Origin of the sequence: Pseudomonas sp. CFSAN084952 (assembly GCF_009648855.1) — a bacterium.
In the GTDB taxonomy this organism is placed as follows: Bacteria; Pseudomonadota; Gammaproteobacteria; order Pseudomonadales; family Pseudomonadaceae; genus Aquipseudomonas; species Aquipseudomonas paracarnis.
The window spans coordinates 3,272,759-3,287,721 of record NZ_CP045767.1 but is presented as its reverse complement, the minus strand read 5'-3'; the positions used below and the strand labels follow the sequence as shown (position 1 = coordinate 3,287,721).

The window sequence follows — 14,963 nt, the reverse complement described above, 5'->3', positions numbered from 1 at the left end:
GCGGCAGACAGGGGCAAGACGATCAACGGGAGTGGGGCGCAGAGTGCCGACACATTAAAAAAAACCGCTTCGAGGACCCCTCCATGTCGATCAACGACCGACTCACCGCACACCTCAACCGGGGCACGGTAGGTTTTCCCACTGCGTTGGCCAGCACCATCGGCCTGATCATGGCCAGCCCGGTGATCCTCACCGCCACCATGGGTTTCGGCATCGGCGGCAGCGCCTTTGCCCTGGCGATGCTGCTCGCCGTGGTGATGATGCTGGCCCAGGCCACCACCTTCGCCGAGGCCGCGTCGATACTGCCTACCACCGGTTCGGTGTACGACTACATCAACTGTGGCATGGGTAGGTTCTTTGCGATCACCGGGACCTTGTCGGCCTACCTGATCGTGCATGTGTTCGCCGGCACCGCCGAAACTATCCTCGCCGGGGTCATGGCCCTGGTGAACTTCGAACACCTCAATACCCTGGCAGAGTCGGCCGGCGGCTCGTGGTTGCTGGGCGTCGGTTTCGTACTGGTGTTCGGCGTGCTGAATGCTTTTGGCGTCAGCGCATTTGGCCGCGCCGAGATCATCCTGACCTTCGGCATGTGGACCACCCTGATGGTGTTCGGCGTACTGGGCCTGATCGCCGCGCCGGCGGTGCAGTTGGAGGGCTGGTTCGGCGAGTCGTTGGTGGGCACCGATCTGGTTACCGTGCTGTCGCTGGTGGGCATGGCGATGTTCATGTTCGTGGGCTGCGAGTTCGTCACCCCGCTGGCGCCGGACCTGCGCCAATCGGCCAAGGTGATGCCACGGGCGATGATGCTCGGGCTGATGGGCGTGGCCACCTGCATGTTCATCTATGGCGCGGCGATGAAACGCCAGGTGGAGAACGTGGTGCTCGACGCAGCTTCGGGGGTGCACCTGTTGGACACACCCATGGCCATTCCCCGGTTCGCCGAACAGGTGATGGGGCAGATCGGCCCGTTGTGGCTGGGCATCGGCTTTCTGTTCGCTGGCGCTGCGACCATCAATACCCTGATGGCCGGCGTGCCGCGCATTCTCTACGGCATGGCAGTGGATGGCGCCTTGCCCAAGGTGTTCACCTACCTGCATCCGCGCTTCAAGACGCCGCTGTTGTGCATCCTGGTGGCCATGTTGATCCCGTGCCTGCACGCGCTGTACCTGGGCGGCAACACCGACAACATCATGCACCTGGTGCTGGCGGCGGTGTGTGCCTGGAGTTTTGCCTACCTGTTGGTGACGCTGTCGGTGGTGATCCTGCGCATTCGGCGTCCGGACTTGCCCCGCGCCTATCGCTCGCCGTGGTTCCCGCTGCCGCAGATCGTCTCCAGCATCGGCATCCTGTTGGGCATGTGGTTTATCACCCCGCCCGGCATGAACCCGGCGGACATCTACGTGCCGTTTGGCGTGATGCTCGGCGTGACGGCCACCTACGCGCTGTTCTGGACCCTGGTGGTGCAGAAGGTCAACCCCTTCAAGCCCGCCTGCGTAGAGGAGGTGTTGGCCAAGGAATTCAATCACGAACCGGGGCACGCCCATGCAAGTTATAGCGACCTTGCGGCAAAAACTGTTTGAGCTGTTTCGTGCTGACCGCGCACCCAGTGGGTATCGGCCGGGGGTGACCCTGGCCCACCTGCGGCGTGATCTGGGCCTGGCAACCCTTGAAGTGGACGGTGTGGCCTTCGAAATTGTCGAGCGCACCGAGTCGCAGTTGTTGATGCACCTGGTGCTGACCGAATATGTCCTGCGCGCTCCCGCGGCAGCGGGTGGCGCTGGCAGCTTCGAAGTGCACCATGGCGGCGCGATCCGTCGCAGCGGCATTCATGTGCGGCGCCGCTCTGGCAATCAGGCACTGGGCCGTGAGTTGCAGGCGCGTCTGCTGGCTGACAGCACGTTGTTCCAAGCGTTAATGCCGCTGGATTTCAAGCGCCTGCGCATCGAGCTGCACGACCAGCAATGGTGCGTTCGCCTGGAGCATATGGGCGGCAGCGAGGTGGTCAACCGCATGCCGGCGTTTCGGCGCTACATTGCGCTAAGCCGTGCACAACGCGAGCATCTGCTCGCCACATTGGTCGGCCTGCACAGGGTACTGTCGAATCTCTGATTGGCACCATTAGTGCTTCTGCAAAGGGCAAACAGGTTGTTGTTGCGTGCATATAGATAACATGTTAACTATTGCCCAGAACAACAAGAATAACGCCACTGCGGAGACACCCCATGAGCATCCCACAGCATGCACCCGACGGGCTCGACAGCTGGAACCGCGAACTGCGCGCCGCGTGCGGCCACTTCGATACTCAGCTGGCTTTCAACCGGTCGCTGTTTATTGGCGAGATCCACAACCTGTCGCGTGGCTTGGCCATCCTGCGCACCAACGCCGGGCTGATCAAACGCCCGACGCACCAAGCCGACCATGACAACGACCAGGAATGTTTCCTGGTCAGCCAGCGCAGCGGCTATTCGCAAATCACTCAGAACGACCAGACCGTACAACTGGCCCCCGGCGAAATGCTGTTGATGGACTCGGTAGGCTCCATTGAAATTACCCCTTTCGGCCTGATCGAACATGCTTCGCTGTCTTTGTCGCGCACCGAAGTGTGCAAGCACCTAGGCGGTCAGACGCGGGCGTTCGGCAAGATCTCCTCGACCAAAGCCTGCGGACGCATGTTGCATGTGCTGATGGATCAACTGTGCAAGGACGACACTGACGACGATGCCACGCAAGTGGACGCACTGCAGGCGGCCTTTGTGTCGCTGCTGGGCTCGGCGCTGGAGCAGGGCGATGAGCGCTGTGAAGGCGTCGCCTCGTTGCAGGGCAATAACCTGCGCAGCTACGTGCAGAAGGTTATTGATGAGTCGCTGAGCCAGCCAGGCCTGAGCCCGATCGGCCTGGCCAACCGCCTGAATATCTCGGTGCGCCACCTTTACCGTCTGTTTGAAGAACAGGACGACAGCGTCTGCCGCTACATCCAGCGCGCACGGCTCAAGCGCAGTGCGGACGACTTGACCAACCCGTTCCTGCGCAGTGAGTCGATCACCTCGATTGCCTACAAGTGGGGTTTTACCGACTCGGCGCATTTCAGCCGCTCGTTCAAGAAGCAGTTCGAGGTATCGCCCAAGGATTTTCGTTCCAGCCGGTTGCAGGCGGTGCAAGCGTGATCGTTCCCACGCTCCGCGTGGGAACGCCGCCTCGGACGCTCCGCGTCCCGCTCCAAGTCGTGACGCGGAGCGTCACAGGATGCATTCCCACGCAGAGCGTGGGAACGATCGGCACCTGTACCGTCTGTTTGAAGAACAGGACGACAGCGTCTGCCGCTATATCCAGCGCGCACGGCTCAAGCGCAGTGCGGATGACTTGACCAACCCGTTCCTGCGCAGCGAGTCGATCACCTCGATTGCCTACAAATGGGGCTTTACCGACTCGGCGCACTTCAGCCGCTCGTTCAAGAAGCAGTTCGAGGTATCGCCGAAGGATTTTCGTTCCAGCCGGTTGCAGGCGGTGCAAGCGTGATCGTTCCCACGCTCCGCGTGGGAACGCCGCCCCGGACGCTCCGCGTCCCGCTCCAAGTCGTGACGCGGAGCGTCACAGGATGCATTCCCACGCAGAGCGTGGGAACGATCGGCACCTGTACCGTCTGTTTGAAGAACAGGACGACAGCGTCTGCCGCTATATCTAGCGCGCACGGCTCAAGCGCAGTGCGGATGACTTGACCAACCCGTTCCTGCGCAGCGAGTCGATCACCTCGATTGCGTACAAATGGGGCTTTACCGACTCGGCGCACTTCAGCCGCTCGTTCAAGAAGCAGTTCGAGGTATCGCCGAAGGATTTTCGTTCCAGCCGGTTGCAGGCGGTGCAAGCGTGATCGTTCCCACGCTCCGCGTGGAAACGCCGCCCCGGACGCTCCGCGTCCCGCTCCAAGTCGTGACGCGGAGCGTCACAGGATGCATTCCCACGCAGAGCGTGGGAACGATCGGCATCTGTACCGTCTGTTTGAAGAACAGGACGACAGCGTCTGCCGCTATATCCAGCGCGCACGGCTCAAGCGCAGTGCGGATGACTTGACCAACCCGTTCCTGCGCAGTGAGTCGATCACCTCGATTGCCTACAAATGGGGCTTTACCGACTCGGCGCATTTCAGTCGGTCGTTCAAGAAGCAGTTCGAGGTGTCGCCGAAGGATTTTCGTTCCAGCCGGTTGCAGGCGGTGCAAGCGTGATCGTTCCCACGCTCCGCGTGGGAACGCCGCCCCGGACGCTCCGCGTCCCGCTCCAAGTCGTGACGCGGAGCGTCACAGGATGCATTCCCACGCAGAGCGTGGGAATGATCGGGTTTCAGATTTCGGGCAGCGTCGCGCCACCGTCCACCACCAGCGTCTGCCCGGTGATATAGCCCGCCAGGTCAGAGGCCAGAAACACCATCGCCCCGGCAATATCCGCCGCCACGCCCAGGCGCCCCAGCGGCACACGGCGGGCGATGCTGTCATTCACGGCCGCATCGCCCAGGTTATCCATCGCCGGAGTGGCGATCATGCCGGGCTCCACGCCGTTGACCCGCACATTCAACGGCGCCAGCTCCAGCGCGGCATTGCGGATAAACCCATTCACCCCGGCCTTGGACGCCGCATAGTGGCTCAGCCCCGGGTAACCCACCCGGTTGCCGGTGACCGAAGACGTCACCAGCACGCAGCCCCGGCCTTGCTCGCGAAACCTCGGCAACGCCGCCTGGGTCAGCCAGAACAGCGCCGACAGGTTCACCGCCAGGGTGCGCTCCAGGATCGTTGGGGTGATGTCGGCAAAGGCGGTCAGCGGAAAGTACCCGGCGTTGTGCACCAGTACATCCAGTTGCGCCAAGCCTTGGACGCAAGCAAACACCGCTTTGGCATCCGCCAGGTCAACGCCAACGGCTTCAACTTGATGCCCCCGTGCGCACAACCGGGCAGCCACGGCTTCAGCCTGTTCAAGCAGACGGTCAGCAATCACCACCCGCGCACCGCGTTGGGCAAAGGCCTGGACGATGCCCAGGCCAATGCCCTGGGCGCCGCCGGTGACCAGCACGACCTGGCCGCTGAAATCCAGGTCATTCGTCATGGGCAGGCTCCAGGCGCGTAAACGCCAGCGTCGGCACGTCGACGATGCTGGCCCCACCGTCCGCCACCAACGTGGCGCCGGTAATGATCGAGGCGTCGTCGCTGGTCAGGAAGCGGCACACCTTGGCGATCTCGTCGGCACGGGCGGCGCGCCGCAGCGGGACATCGGCACACACCCGTGCATAGGCCTGCTGCAAGCTCTCGCCGTACGCCTCCATCAACGGCCGCATCTCCGCGTCGGCCATCGGCGTGTGCACCCAGCCTGGGCACACCGCGTTCACGCGCACGCCATGGGGGCCATAATCACGGGCCAGCGAGCGGTTGAGCCCGAGCAGCGCATGCTTGGCGGTGGTGTAGCCACACACCTCGGGGCCTGCCGCCAATGAGGCGATGGAACCAATCAGCACCATGTTCCCGGCGCTTTCCTGCAACAGCGGCAGGCAGGCGCGGGCGCTGTAGAACGCACTGTCGAGGTTGCTGCGCAGCGCGCCTTCCCAGGTGGCCGGGCTGGTCTGGGTCGCGCTGCCTAGCCCGTGGCCACCGGCACAGGCCAGCAGCACATCGAGGCGCCCGCAGTGGCTGCGGATTTGCTGGATAAAGCCGTCCCAGGTGTCCGGGCAGGCGGCATCGCCCACCAGGATCAGCCCGCCGGTGTCCTGCGCCATCTGTTCCAGGGGCTCACGACGCCGACCGATCAGCACCAGCCGTGCGCCTTCCTGTGCGTACAAGCGTGCGCAGGCAGCGCCGATGCCGGTGCCGGCCCCGGTGATCACCACCGTGCGCGGCTCAGTCACGGGGATACTCCGTGCGGTTGAGCACCTGGCAATAGGAACTGATCGGGAAGTTCGACAACGCGTCGAAGGACGCCCCGGCATAGCCGAAGATCTTGCCGTCGCTGCGGTGCTGTTGCAGGTCGATCAGCACCAGGCCGAGGGTCGGTACGATCTTCTCCTGCCACACGAACAGGTACAGCTGTTCGGCGATCTTGTAGTAATGGCAGCGGTCGGTGTCGCACAAGCCTTTCTCCACGCCCTCAAGGCATTGCCAGGCGTAGAACCGAGGGTTGAGGTAGATGTGTTCGTAGACCTCGCTGGGGCTGTAGCGATAGTGGTTGCGCAGGCCGACCAACTCGTCGGTGGGGGCGTGCAGGCAGTGGCCATCCTGCCACGGCCGGTCGAGGCTGCCGTGGAGGAAGTCGACCTGTACCGAGGTCAGCGGTTTGCCGGCCAGGGCGCGGTGGTAGAGGCCTTCGTGGGTCTCTGCTGGTTCCGGCATACGGCCAATCACCGCGGTAAAGGAGGCATTTGGTGTGTCCAGCACCAGGCTGATCGACCAGCTTTGCCCGGCCTCGTGCTTGATAAAGTCCACCAGGTACAGGCCCGGGCGAATCGAGCTGGCGCGGTAGGCGGCGCTGCCGCTGGAGTGGCCATCGGCGGCGTGCCAGGCCAGGCGTTCCTGTTCGAAGCGGTGTTCGATCTGCCAGCCATTGGCAAAGTGCAGGGTGAAGGTCTGGCCGGCCAGGTCGGCCAGGTTCGGCAGGATGAACGCCTCGGGTGCAAACCCCTCAGCCAGGGCGCCCACGGTGATCCAGTCAGATGAATTCGACATGGCAACGCCTCCCTTACACGACGGCGAAGTAGTGTTTGACGAAACTCTCGCTGACCACTTCCCACAGCACGGGCGTGCCCTTGGTCACGAACCAGCTGTCACCGGCCTTGTAGCGGGTGGATTGGCCGGTGGACTCGTCGGTCAGCACCACTTCGCCGGTGACTATCGTGGCCTGTTCGGCGAACGGGTAAACCATGCGGAACTTGCCCTGGGTCGTGCCGAAGTACGCACTGCTGACCGCATCGGTGGGCGCGCCAAAGGTCATCTTGCCGAAGGCGCGTACTTCGCCTTCGAGGATTTGCGAGCCGAGGTCGGCCACGGTGCCCCAGGCGTCGAGTTCCGACAGCTGGACGTTGTGTTTCAGGGCGGTAAGAGGCATGGCAGTGGTTCCTGTGAGTGAGAAAAGAGGGTTAGCGGCGCCCATTCCAGTAGCCGGAAAGTTGGTGCCAGGATTTGCCCGCCGTCAGCAGCAGGGGGCGAATCGCGTCCTTGCCGATGATGGTGGAGCGGTGAATCGAGCTGACCAGGTCATAACGCGCCGAGCCTTCGCTCATGCCTTCGGCCAGTACCTTGCAGATGATGTGGCTGGGCGTGACGCCAAAGCCGGAATAGCCCTGCACGAAAAACGCATTGCTGCGCCCCGGCAAGGTGCCCACTTGCGGGAACAGGTTCGGGCTGCACGCCATCGGGCCGCCCCAGGCCAAGTCGATTTTCACGTCCTTGAGGTAGGGGAAAATCTTCAGCATCAGGTGACGGTTCCAGGCTTTCAGGTCGCCGGGAATGTGCTCCACCAGGGGCGTCGCGGCGCCGAACAGCAGGCGGTTTTCGTTAGTCACGCGGTAGTAGTCGATCACCGGGCGGATATCGCTGTAGGCCCCACGGATCGGGCTGATGCGCTGGATCAACTCCTCGGACAACGGCTCGGTCATCATCTGGAACGCGTAGGTGTTGATGGTCGAGCGGTGCAGTTCTGGCTCCAGCTTGTTGAGAAAGCTGTCACAGGCCCACAGCAACTTGCTGGCGCGTACCGAACCGCGACCGGTGCGCACGGTGATGCGCTCGCCGTAGCTGACTTCCAGCGCCGGGCTGTTCTCGAAGATCTTCACGCCATGGCTGGCCAGTGCGGTAGCTTCGCCCAGCAGCAGGTTCAGCGAGTGCACATGCCCGCCACCCATGTGCAACAGGGCGCTGGTGTAGGCGGTGGAGCCGATGATCTGCTGCACATCGGAGCCGCCGAGAAAGCGGATTTCGTGCTGGCTGTTGATCGACTTGAAGTCTTTCTCCCAGGCGCGCAGGGTTTTTTCCTGGCGGGCGTTGAAGCCCATGTAGCCGTAGCCGTGGCAAAAGTCTGCATCGATGTTGTACTTGGCGATGCGGTTCTTGATGATGTCGGCGCCCAGGTCGCTGATCTCGAACACTTGGCGCAGCCCGTCTTCGCCCACGTCCTTCTTGATCTTCTCCAGGTCATGGCCGATGCCCGCCATGATCTGCCCACCGTTGCGGCCCGTGCCGCCAAAGCCCAGGTAGCGCGCTTCGAGCACCACAATGTTGGTGATGCCTTTTTCCGCCAGCTCAAGGGCCGTGTTGATCCCGGAAAAGCCGCCGCCGATGACCACGACGTCTGCGTCGATATCCTGTTCCAGGGTGGGAAAGCTGAGGTTGTATTTTTTGGTGGCGGTGTAGTACGTGGGGGTTTCGATGTTGATCATGGCGCAGCCTGAAAAAGTGAAGGAAGGCGCTAAAGCGGATGCCTCCATTAGGGCCCCTGGCGGGCTGGAAGTCTTGATCCTGCGTGCCCGGTTTTTTGATTCAGCGCGCCACGGGCGAGGGCACCTACAAGTTATAGCGCGCTCGCCGGCCGGGAATGTTAGAGTTTCGTTAAACTATTAACTAAATACTTCGTGACCCTGAGCCCTATGTCCACACCTCGACAATCCCTGACCCTGGCCTTGCTGCAAGCGCGTGAGGCCGCGATGAGTTTTTTCCGTCCTTCCCTGAATGAACACGGCCTGACCGAACAGCAATGGCGCATCATCCGCATCCTTGAACAGCATGGAGAGTTGGAGATCTACCAACTGGCGGAACTGGCCTGCATCCTCAAGCCGAGCATGACCGGCGTGCTGGTGCGCATGGAAGCGGCCGGCATGGTGCACCGGCGAAAGGCCGAACAGGACCAGCGCCGGGTGCTGATTACCCTGGCGGACAAGGGCAAAGCGAGTTTTGAGTCCATGAGCCAGTGCATGGAGGCCAACTACCAGCGCTTGCAGGATCAGTTTGGCGAAGAGAAATTCCAGACCTTGTTGGGGTTGCTGGATGACTTGAAGAACATCAAGCGCTGACCTAGTGACTGAACCACCACCGGTCAACTGTGGGAGCAGGCAAGCCAGCTCCCACATGGATTTCAGTAGACACCACCGGTATTGGCAGCCACCGGTACGTCTTTGAACTTCCCGGCCAGGCTTTGCAGCCCCCGCATCAACACCGTGGTATCCACCCCCACCGCCACGAACGTCGCCCCCAACTCGATATAGCGTCGTGCGAGATTTTCATCTGCACTGAGAATCCCTGCGGCCTTACCCGCCTTGACGATACGCACGATGGCGTCCTCAATCGCCGCCTGTACCTGCGGATGCCCCGGGTTACCCCGATGGCCCATGGACGCGCTCAAATCTGCCGGGCCGATAAACACACCGTCCACGCCTTCGACGGCGGCAATGGCGTCCAGATTGGCCAGGCCCTCGGCATTCTCAATCTGCACCAGCAGGCACATCTGCGCGTCGGCCTGGTCGAGGTAATCGGCGATGCTGTTCCAGCGCGAGGCGCGGGCCAGGGCGCTGCCGACCCCGCGAATACCCTGGGGCGGGTAGCGCAGGGCGCGCACCCGTTCTTGGGCCTGGGCAGCGTTTTCGACCATGGGCACCAGCAGCGTCTGGGCGCCGATATCCAGCAGTTGTTTGATCAGCGCCGTGTCGCCGATCACCGGGCGAATCAACGCCTGGCTGGGGTAGGGCGCGATGGCCTGTAATTGCGCGAGCATCCCCGGCAGGTGGTTGGGCGCATGTTCGCCGTCGATCAGCAGCCAGTCGAAACCGGCGTTGGCCGCCAGTTCCGCGCAGTAGGCGTTGGCAAGGCCGAGCCACAGGCCGATCTGTACTTCGTGGTTGTGCAGGCGTTGCTTGAAGCGGTTGACAGGCATGTCCATGACAGCACTCCTGGGTTCAGACGAAGCGGCAGGCAATCGAGCCGAGCAGGTCGTAGTCGACGTGGAAGGTATCGCCAGGGCGGGCCGCCACCGGGCGGGTAAACGAACCGCCGAGAATCACTTGGCCGGGCAGCAGGGTGACGTCATAGGGCGCCAGCTTGTTGGCCAGCCACGCCACGCCCTTGGCCGGGTGGTTGAGCACTGCCGCCGAGACGCCGGACTCTTCGATCACGCCATTGCGATACAGTACCGCCGGCACTTTGCGCAGGTCGATCTCGGTGGGGCGCACCGCACGGCCACCGAGCACCACACCGGCGTTGGCGGCGTTGTCGGAGATGGTGTCGAATACCTTGCGCGTGGCGTTGGTGTGCGGGTCGACCTGCTGGATGCGGGCGTCGATGATTTCCAGCGCGGGGATTACCCATTCGGTGGCGTCGAGCACATCGAACACCGTGCAGTTGGGGCCTTTGAGCGGCTTGCCGAGGATGAAAGCCAGTTCCACCTCCACGCGCGGCACGATAAAACGCTCGAAGGGAATGTCGCTGCCTTCGTCGAAAAACATGTCGTCGAGCAGGGCACCGTAATCGGGTTCGGTGATATTCGACGACACCTGCATGGCCCGTGACGTGAGGCCGATCTTGTGGCCCTTGAGCGTGCGCCCGTCCTTGATCTTCTGCGCGACCCATTCACGCTGGATGGCGTAGGCGTCCTCGATCGTCATATCGGGGTAATCGAGGGAAAACTGGCGCACCTGTTCGCGGCTGCGTTCGGCACGGTCCAGGTGGGCGGCGGCCGCGAGGATTTGCTGGGAGTCGAGCATGGCAACGGTCTCTAGTTTGGGTTGACGATGGCGGCCTGGGTGCGCAGCACCAGCAAGCCACCGAGGGCGATAAACAGCGCGAGTACGTACAGTGCCAGGCTGGCGCTCTGGGTGGCGTCGCGCATCCAGCCGATCAGGTAGGGCGCGAGGAACGCCGCGATGCTGCCGAACGAACTGATCATGGCGATGCCCGCGGCCTGGGTGGTGTGGGAGAGAAACGCCGGCGGCAGTTGCCAGAACATCGGCAGGGCGGCACTGGCGCCCATGCCGGCGACCACCAGCCCGCTCATCACCAGCAGCGCATTGGCGGGCGCCAGGCCCGCCACGGCGATACCGAACGCCGCCATCAGCAACGGCACGCACAGGTGCCAGCGGCGCTCGCGGTGGCGGTCGGACGAGCGCCCACAGCCGAGCATAAAGAAGCAACCGGCCAGGTACGGCACGGCGCTGAGCAAGCCGACCTGGCTGTCGCGGCCGATGCCGGCGCCGTGGATCAGGGTGGGCATCCAGAACGCCAGGGTGTTGACCGCCAGCATCACCGCAAAGTACACGGCTACCAGCAGCCACACCTGCGGGTCACGCAGGATGCCGCCGAACGAGGTGATGGTCTTGCGCTGTTCCTCGTTGCTCAGTTGGGTGCGCAGTTGCTGTTTTTGCTCGGCAGTCAGCCAGTGCACCGACTCGAAACTGTCCGGCAACCACTTGAGCACCACCAGGCCCAGCAGCACCACGGGCGCGCCTTCGATCAGGAACATCCATTGCCAGCCGCGCAGGCTGCCGACGTCGTGGAAGTTCTCCAGGATCGCCCCGGAAATCGGCCCGCCCAACACCCCGGCCATAGGCACGGCAATGGCAAACAAGGCGGTGACCTGGGCGCGACGGCGCGCCGGGTACCAGCGGTTCAGGAATACCAGGATCCCCGGAAAAAACCCGGCCTCGGCCACCCCCAGTAGAAAGCGCAGCACGTAGAACCCGCGCGCGCTCTCCACCCACAACATGCCGGTGGAGAGCAGGCCCCACACCACCATCAGGCAGGCGATCCAGCGCCGTGGCCCGACGCGGTCCAGGGCAATGTTGCTGGGCACGCCGAACAGTGCATAGGCGATGAAGAACAGACCGGCGCCAAAGCCATACACGGTGTCGCTGAAGTGCAGGTCGCTGCTCATCTGCATCTTGGCAAAGCCGATGTTGATGCGGTCCAGATGGGCGAACAGGTAACACACCAGCAACAAGGGCATCAGGCGCCAGGTCACCAAACGATGGGTGCGGTCGTGCTCGGCAAGCCGCAGGCTTGCAGTGGAATGGGCTGTGCTCATGATGGTGTTCTTCTTGTAGTTGTAGGAGCCGGGGTCGTTTCAGCTCGCCGCGTTGTTCAGGAACGCGTGCACATTGTTCTGCTTGAAGTTGAGCTGCGGGTGCAGCTCGATCATCTCGAACGACAACGCGAGCAAGCGCTGTGCCTGCAGCTCGGCGAAGTGCGCGATGATCACCGCGAACACCGCTTGGGCGACGGCCTCGCGCGTGGTCAGGTCGCGGCCATGGCCGACCTTGAGGGTCATGTGCACAAAGGCATAGTCATGCTTGCCGTCGGCCATGCGCCAGGTGTCCAGGCGTACGCCGCGACTGCGAATGCCGCCCAGCGGAAACACACCGCTGTCGCCCAGCACGCGGTGGACTTTTTCAAACAGGCCGGGCAAGTCGGCCTGCTGTTCGAGGTTGTCGGTGTACTCAGCGATAAAGTGCGGCATGGGGCTCTCCCAGGGTTAAAGCGGGAAAATCGCGTTGATCTGGCCGGTGCCCGAACTGCCGAACGGCGGCGTGATGATCTCGGCCGGCTTGGCATAGTCCGGCCCACCCAGCAGGCCCAGGAGCATGGCGGTGTCGTGCATCTTGCCTTCGCCAAAACAGTGTTCGGCGTAGTCGGGCAACATGGCGCAGAACTCCTTGAAGCGGCCTTGCTTCCACATTTGCACGACATGCAGGTCCACCTGCTTGTCGAATTCGCGGGTCCAGTTGTGGATATTCGCCTCAGCCTCGCGGTCGTCCGAGAACCGATGGGACAGCGAGCCGGACGCCAGCACCAGTACCTTGCGATCGCTCTTTTCAATCGCCCGGCGCACGGCGGCGCCGAAGGCAAAACTGTCTTCCAGGCGATGCCAGGCGCACCAGGCAGCGATGGAAATGACTTTGAATTTTTCTGCGTCGGGCACGCCCATATGCATGTAGCGCATGGGCACCAGGGTGCCGTATTCCAGCTCCAGGCTCGGGATGTTGTGTGCCATGCTGCGCACGCCAGCCAGGTTGGCTTCGGCGGCGATCAGCTCGCCCAGCTCGGGGCAACCGGGGTAGGCGTAGTCCATGTTCTTGATGAAGTGCGGCAGTTCGTTGCTGGTGTAGGTGCCCTGGAACTGTTCGCCGCAGTTGACGTGGTAGCCGCTGTTGACCAGCCAGTGCACGTCGAACACCACCGCGGTGTCGGCCCCCAGTTCGCGGGCGCGCCGGCCGATTTCCTTGTGCCCGGCAATCGCCGCTTCGCGACAGCCGTGATGTTTGCCGGGCAGTTCCGACAGGTACATCGACGGTACGTGGCAGATCTTCGCTGCCAGAACCACTTCGCCCATGATGACTCTCCTGAATAATTATTCTTGTATGGCCTGTGAGGTCCCTGTGGGGGCTGGCTTGCCTGCGATGGCATCGGCTCGGTACGGCTGAAGGACCGCGGTGCCTGCATCGCGGGCAAGCCCGGCTCCCGCAGGAGGCTTGTTTGAGCCTGGGCTACACGCCCCAGCGCGGAATGTGATGACTGCCCATGGAAATACACACGTTCTTGATCTCGGCAAACACTTCGAAGCTGTACTGGCCGCCTTCACGCCCGGTGCCCGAGCCTTTGACCCCGCCGAACGGCTGGCGCAAATCCCGTACGTTCTGGCTGTTGATAAATACCATGCCCGCTTCGATACCGCGCGCCAGGCGGTGGGCCTTGCCGATGTCCTGGGTCCAGATGTAGGAGGCCAGCCCGTATTCGGTGTCGTTGGCCAATTGCAGTGCCTCGGCTTCATCCTTGAACGGAATCAGGCACACCACCGGCCCGAAGATTTCCTCCTGGGCGATGCGCATCCGGTTATTCACGTCGGCAAACACCGTCGGCTGGATAAACTGGCCGCGGCTCAGGTGCGCCGGCAGGTTGGCCGGGCGCTCCAGGCCACCGGCCAGCAGCGTGGCGCCTTCCTCCAGACCGATCTTGATATAGCCGGTGACCTTGTCGTAATGGGCCTGGGTGATCATCGAGCCGACCTGGGTCTTCGGGTCCTGGGGGTCGCCCACGATCAGGCGCTTGGCCCGCGCCGCGAATTCGGCGACAAATTGCGGGTAGACGCTTTCCTGGATAAAGATCCGGCTGCCAGCGGTGCAACGCTCGCCGTTGAGGGAGAAGATCGTGAAGAGTGCGGCGTCGAGGGCGCGTTCCAGGTCGGCGTCTTCGAAAATCAGCACCGGCGACTTGCCCCCCAGTTCCATGGAGTACTTTTTCAGGCCGGCGCTCTGCATGATTTTCTTCCCGGTGGCGGTGCCGCCGGTAAAGGAAATCGCCCGCACGTCCGGGTGGCGCACCAGTGCATCACCGGCGGTGGCGCCGTAGCCCTGGATCACATTGAGCACGCCATTGGGAATCCCGGCTTCCACCGCCAGGCGCCCCAGTTCATTGGCGGTCAGCGGCGACAGTTCCGACATCTTCAACACCGCCGTATTGCCCAGCGCCAGGCACGGCGCGGTCTTCCAGGTGGCGGTCATGAACGGCACGTTCCAGGGCGACACCAGTCCGCACACGCCCACTGGCTGGTACAGGGTGTAATTGAGCATCTGGTCGTCCACCGGGTAGGTGTGGCCGTCCATGCGGGTGCAGACTTCAGCGAAGAAATCGAAGTTGTGCGAGGCACGCGGGATCAACACATTCTTGGTCTGGTGGATCGGCAGGCCGGTGTCCAGGGTTTCCAGCTCGGCCAGGTGTGGCACGTTCTGTTCGATCAGCTCGCCCAGCTTGCGCATCAAGCGCGCGCGCTCTTTGGCCGGCGTATTGGCCCACTTGGGGAACGCGGCCTTGGCCGCCGCCACGGCCTGCGCGACTTCTTCGGCACCGCCGCTGGCCACTTCACCGATGGCCTCGCCGGTGGCCGGGTTGTAGTTGATAAAGGTGTCTTTGCTTTCGACCTCACGGCCGTTGATCCAGTGTTTGATCATGGTG

At 62.9% G+C, this 14,963-nt stretch carries 15 protein-coding genes and 3 pseudogenes; 7 read left to right on the top strand and 11 right to left on the bottom strand.

Going from position 1 to position 14,963, the window contains the following annotated elements:
- The first annotated feature begins 83 nt into the window (after positions 1–83).
- The 6 genes and pseudogenes from GH769_RS14565 to GH769_RS14540 form a co-directional block, all read left to right on the top strand.
- Positions 84–1,583 (top strand): APC family permease, encoded by a 1,500-nt coding sequence (locus tag GH769_RS14565; RefSeq protein ID WP_032901975.1) that lies wholly within the window; start codon positions 84–86, stop codon positions 1,581–1,583.
- Entirely contained in the window at positions 1,546–2,112 is a 567-nt protein-coding gene (locus GH769_RS14560; RefSeq protein ID WP_032901972.1) for a DUF3156 family protein, read from the top strand. The genes GH769_RS14565 and GH769_RS14560 overlap by 38 nt, the downstream gene beginning before the upstream one ends.
- Positions 2,113–2,225: 113 nt before the next feature.
- Positions 2,226–3,167, top strand: coding sequence for a transcriptional regulator FeaR (gene feaR / locus GH769_RS14555; RefSeq protein ID WP_032901969.1), 942 nt, complete (start codon positions 2,226–2,228; stop codon positions 3,165–3,167).
- A 109-nt stretch (positions 3,168–3,276) separates the two neighbouring features.
- Positions 3,277–3,519: pseudogene (locus GH769_RS14550) on the top strand (helix-turn-helix domain-containing protein); the annotation flags it as partial.
- 181 nt (positions 3,520–3,700) lie between these two features.
- Positions 3,701–3,871: pseudogene (locus tag GH769_RS14545) on the top strand (helix-turn-helix domain-containing protein); the annotation flags it as partial.
- Between the two features lie 109 nt (positions 3,872–3,980).
- Positions 3,981–4,223, top strand: a pseudogene (locus GH769_RS14540) (helix-turn-helix domain-containing protein); the annotation flags it as partial.
- Between the two features lie 115 nt (positions 4,224–4,338).
- Here the strand turns inward: GH769_RS14540 and GH769_RS14535 are convergent.
- From GH769_RS14535 to GH769_RS14515, 5 genes are read right to left on the bottom strand one after another with little or no spacing between them, the layout of a single operon-like run.
- Positions 4,339–5,094, bottom strand: coding sequence for an SDR family oxidoreductase (locus tag GH769_RS14535; protein WP_020301333.1), 756 nt, complete (start codon positions 5,092–5,094; stop codon positions 4,339–4,341).
- Positions 5,084–5,887 (bottom strand): SDR family NAD(P)-dependent oxidoreductase, encoded by an 804-nt coding sequence (locus GH769_RS14530; RefSeq protein ID WP_020301332.1) that lies wholly within the window; start codon positions 5,885–5,887, stop codon positions 5,084–5,086. The genes GH769_RS14535 and GH769_RS14530 overlap by 11 nt, the downstream gene beginning before the upstream one ends.
- A complete protein-coding gene (locus tag GH769_RS14525; RefSeq protein ID WP_014719081.1) occupies positions 5,880–6,701 on the bottom strand; it encodes a molybdenum cofactor biosynthesis F family protein in 822 nt (273 codons plus the stop codon). The genes GH769_RS14530 and GH769_RS14525 overlap by 8 nt, the downstream gene beginning before the upstream one ends.
- A gap of 13 nt (positions 6,702–6,714) precedes the next feature.
- Positions 6,715–7,080: a cupin domain-containing protein gene (locus tag GH769_RS14520; RefSeq protein ID WP_020301331.1), complete on the bottom strand. Its 366-nt coding sequence runs from the start codon at positions 7,078–7,080 to the stop codon at positions 6,715–6,717.
- Between the two features lie 31 nt (positions 7,081–7,111).
- Complete coding sequence (locus tag GH769_RS14515; protein WP_032902375.1) at positions 7,112–8,410, bottom strand: FAD-binding oxidoreductase; 1,299 nt, start codon at positions 8,408–8,410, stop codon at positions 7,112–7,114.
- Between the two features lie 207 nt (positions 8,411–8,617).
- On the opposite strand from GH769_RS14515, the gene hpaR reads away from it, so the two are divergent.
- Positions 8,618–9,040 (top strand): homoprotocatechuate degradation operon regulator HpaR, encoded by a 423-nt coding sequence (gene hpaR / locus GH769_RS14510; RefSeq protein WP_014719078.1) that lies wholly within the window; start codon positions 8,618–8,620, stop codon positions 9,038–9,040.
- A 62-nt stretch (positions 9,041–9,102) separates the two neighbouring features.
- On the opposite strand, the gene hpaI is transcribed toward hpaR, so the two are convergent.
- The 6 genes from hpaI to hpaE form a co-directional block, all read right to left on the bottom strand.
- Positions 9,103–9,903 carry a 4-hydroxy-2-oxoheptanedioate aldolase gene (gene hpaI / locus GH769_RS14505; RefSeq protein WP_019821182.1) on the bottom strand — a complete coding sequence of 267 codons (801 nt, stop codon included), beginning with the start codon at positions 9,901–9,903 and terminating at the stop codon, positions 9,103–9,105.
- A 16-nt stretch (positions 9,904–9,919) separates the two neighbouring features.
- Positions 9,920–10,723 (bottom strand): 2-oxo-hept-4-ene-1,7-dioate hydratase, encoded by an 804-nt coding sequence (gene hpaH / locus GH769_RS14500; protein ID WP_019821184.1) that lies wholly within the window; start codon positions 10,721–10,723, stop codon positions 9,920–9,922.
- Positions 10,724–10,734: 11 nt separating this feature from the next.
- Complete coding sequence (locus GH769_RS14495) at positions 10,735–12,039, bottom strand: MFS transporter (RefSeq protein ID WP_032902373.1); 1,305 nt, start codon at positions 12,037–12,039, stop codon at positions 10,735–10,737.
- 39 nt (positions 12,040–12,078) lie between these two features.
- On the bottom strand, positions 12,079–12,471 hold the full coding sequence (locus GH769_RS14490; RefSeq protein ID WP_014719074.1) for a 5-carboxymethyl-2-hydroxymuconate Delta-isomerase: 393 nt from the start codon (positions 12,469–12,471) through the stop codon (positions 12,079–12,081).
- A 15-nt stretch (positions 12,472–12,486) separates the two neighbouring features.
- Positions 12,487–13,344, bottom strand: a complete 858-nt coding sequence (hpaD, locus tag GH769_RS14485) for a 3,4-dihydroxyphenylacetate 2,3-dioxygenase (RefSeq protein WP_014719073.1) — start codon at positions 13,342–13,344, stop codon at positions 12,487–12,489.
- A gap of 154 nt (positions 13,345–13,498) precedes the next feature.
- Positions 13,499–14,959 (bottom strand): 5-carboxymethyl-2-hydroxymuconate semialdehyde dehydrogenase, encoded by a 1,461-nt coding sequence (hpaE, locus tag GH769_RS14480; protein ID WP_014719072.1) that lies wholly within the window; start codon positions 14,957–14,959, stop codon positions 13,499–13,501.
- Positions 14,960–14,963 lie beyond the last annotated feature (4 nt).

Excerpts from the sequence above, each read along its gene's own strand:
- hpaE (WP_014719072.1), bottom strand. The coding sequence starts at position 14,959 with ATGATCAAACACTGGATCAACGGCCGTGAGGTCGAAAGCAAAGACACC.
- GH769_RS14535 (WP_020301333.1), bottom strand. The coding sequence starts at position 5,094 with ATGACGAATGACCTGGATTTCAGCGGCCAGGTCGTGCTGGTCACCGGC.
- GH769_RS14495 (WP_032902373.1), bottom strand. The coding sequence starts at position 12,039 with ATGAGCACAGCCCATTCCACTGCAAGCCTGCGGCTTGCCGAGCACGAC.
- hpaD (WP_014719073.1), bottom strand. The coding sequence starts at position 13,344 with ATGGGCGAAGTGGTTCTGGCAGCGAAGATCTGCCACGTACCGTCGATG.
- hpaH (WP_019821184.1), bottom strand. The coding sequence starts at position 10,723 with ATGCTCGACTCCCAGCAAATCCTCGCGGCCGCCGCCCACCTGGACCGT.
- GH769_RS14520 (WP_020301331.1), bottom strand. The coding sequence starts at position 7,080 with ATGCCTCTTACCGCCCTGAAACACAACGTCCAGCTGTCGGAACTCGAC.
- GH769_RS14490 (WP_014719074.1), bottom strand. The coding sequence starts at position 12,471 with ATGCCGCACTTTATCGCTGAGTACACCGACAACCTCGAACAGCAGGCC.
- GH769_RS14515 (WP_032902375.1), bottom strand. The coding sequence starts at position 8,410 with ATGATCAACATCGAAACCCCCACGTACTACACCGCCACCAAAAAATAC.
- feaR (WP_032901969.1), top strand. The coding sequence starts at position 2,226 with ATGAGCATCCCACAGCATGCACCCGACGGGCTCGACAGCTGGAACCGC.
- GH769_RS14525 (WP_014719081.1), bottom strand. The coding sequence starts at position 6,701 with ATGTCGAATTCATCTGACTGGATCACCGTGGGCGCCCTGGCTGAGGGG.
- hpaR (WP_014719078.1), top strand. The coding sequence starts at position 8,618 with ATGTCCACACCTCGACAATCCCTGACCCTGGCCTTGCTGCAAGCGCGT.
- GH769_RS14560 (WP_032901972.1), top strand. The coding sequence starts at position 1,546 with ATGCAAGTTATAGCGACCTTGCGGCAAAAACTGTTTGAGCTGTTTCGT.
- hpaI (WP_019821182.1), bottom strand. The coding sequence starts at position 9,903 with ATGGACATGCCTGTCAACCGCTTCAAGCAACGCCTGCACAACCACGAA.
- GH769_RS14565 (WP_032901975.1), top strand. The coding sequence starts at position 84 with ATGTCGATCAACGACCGACTCACCGCACACCTCAACCGGGGCACGGTA.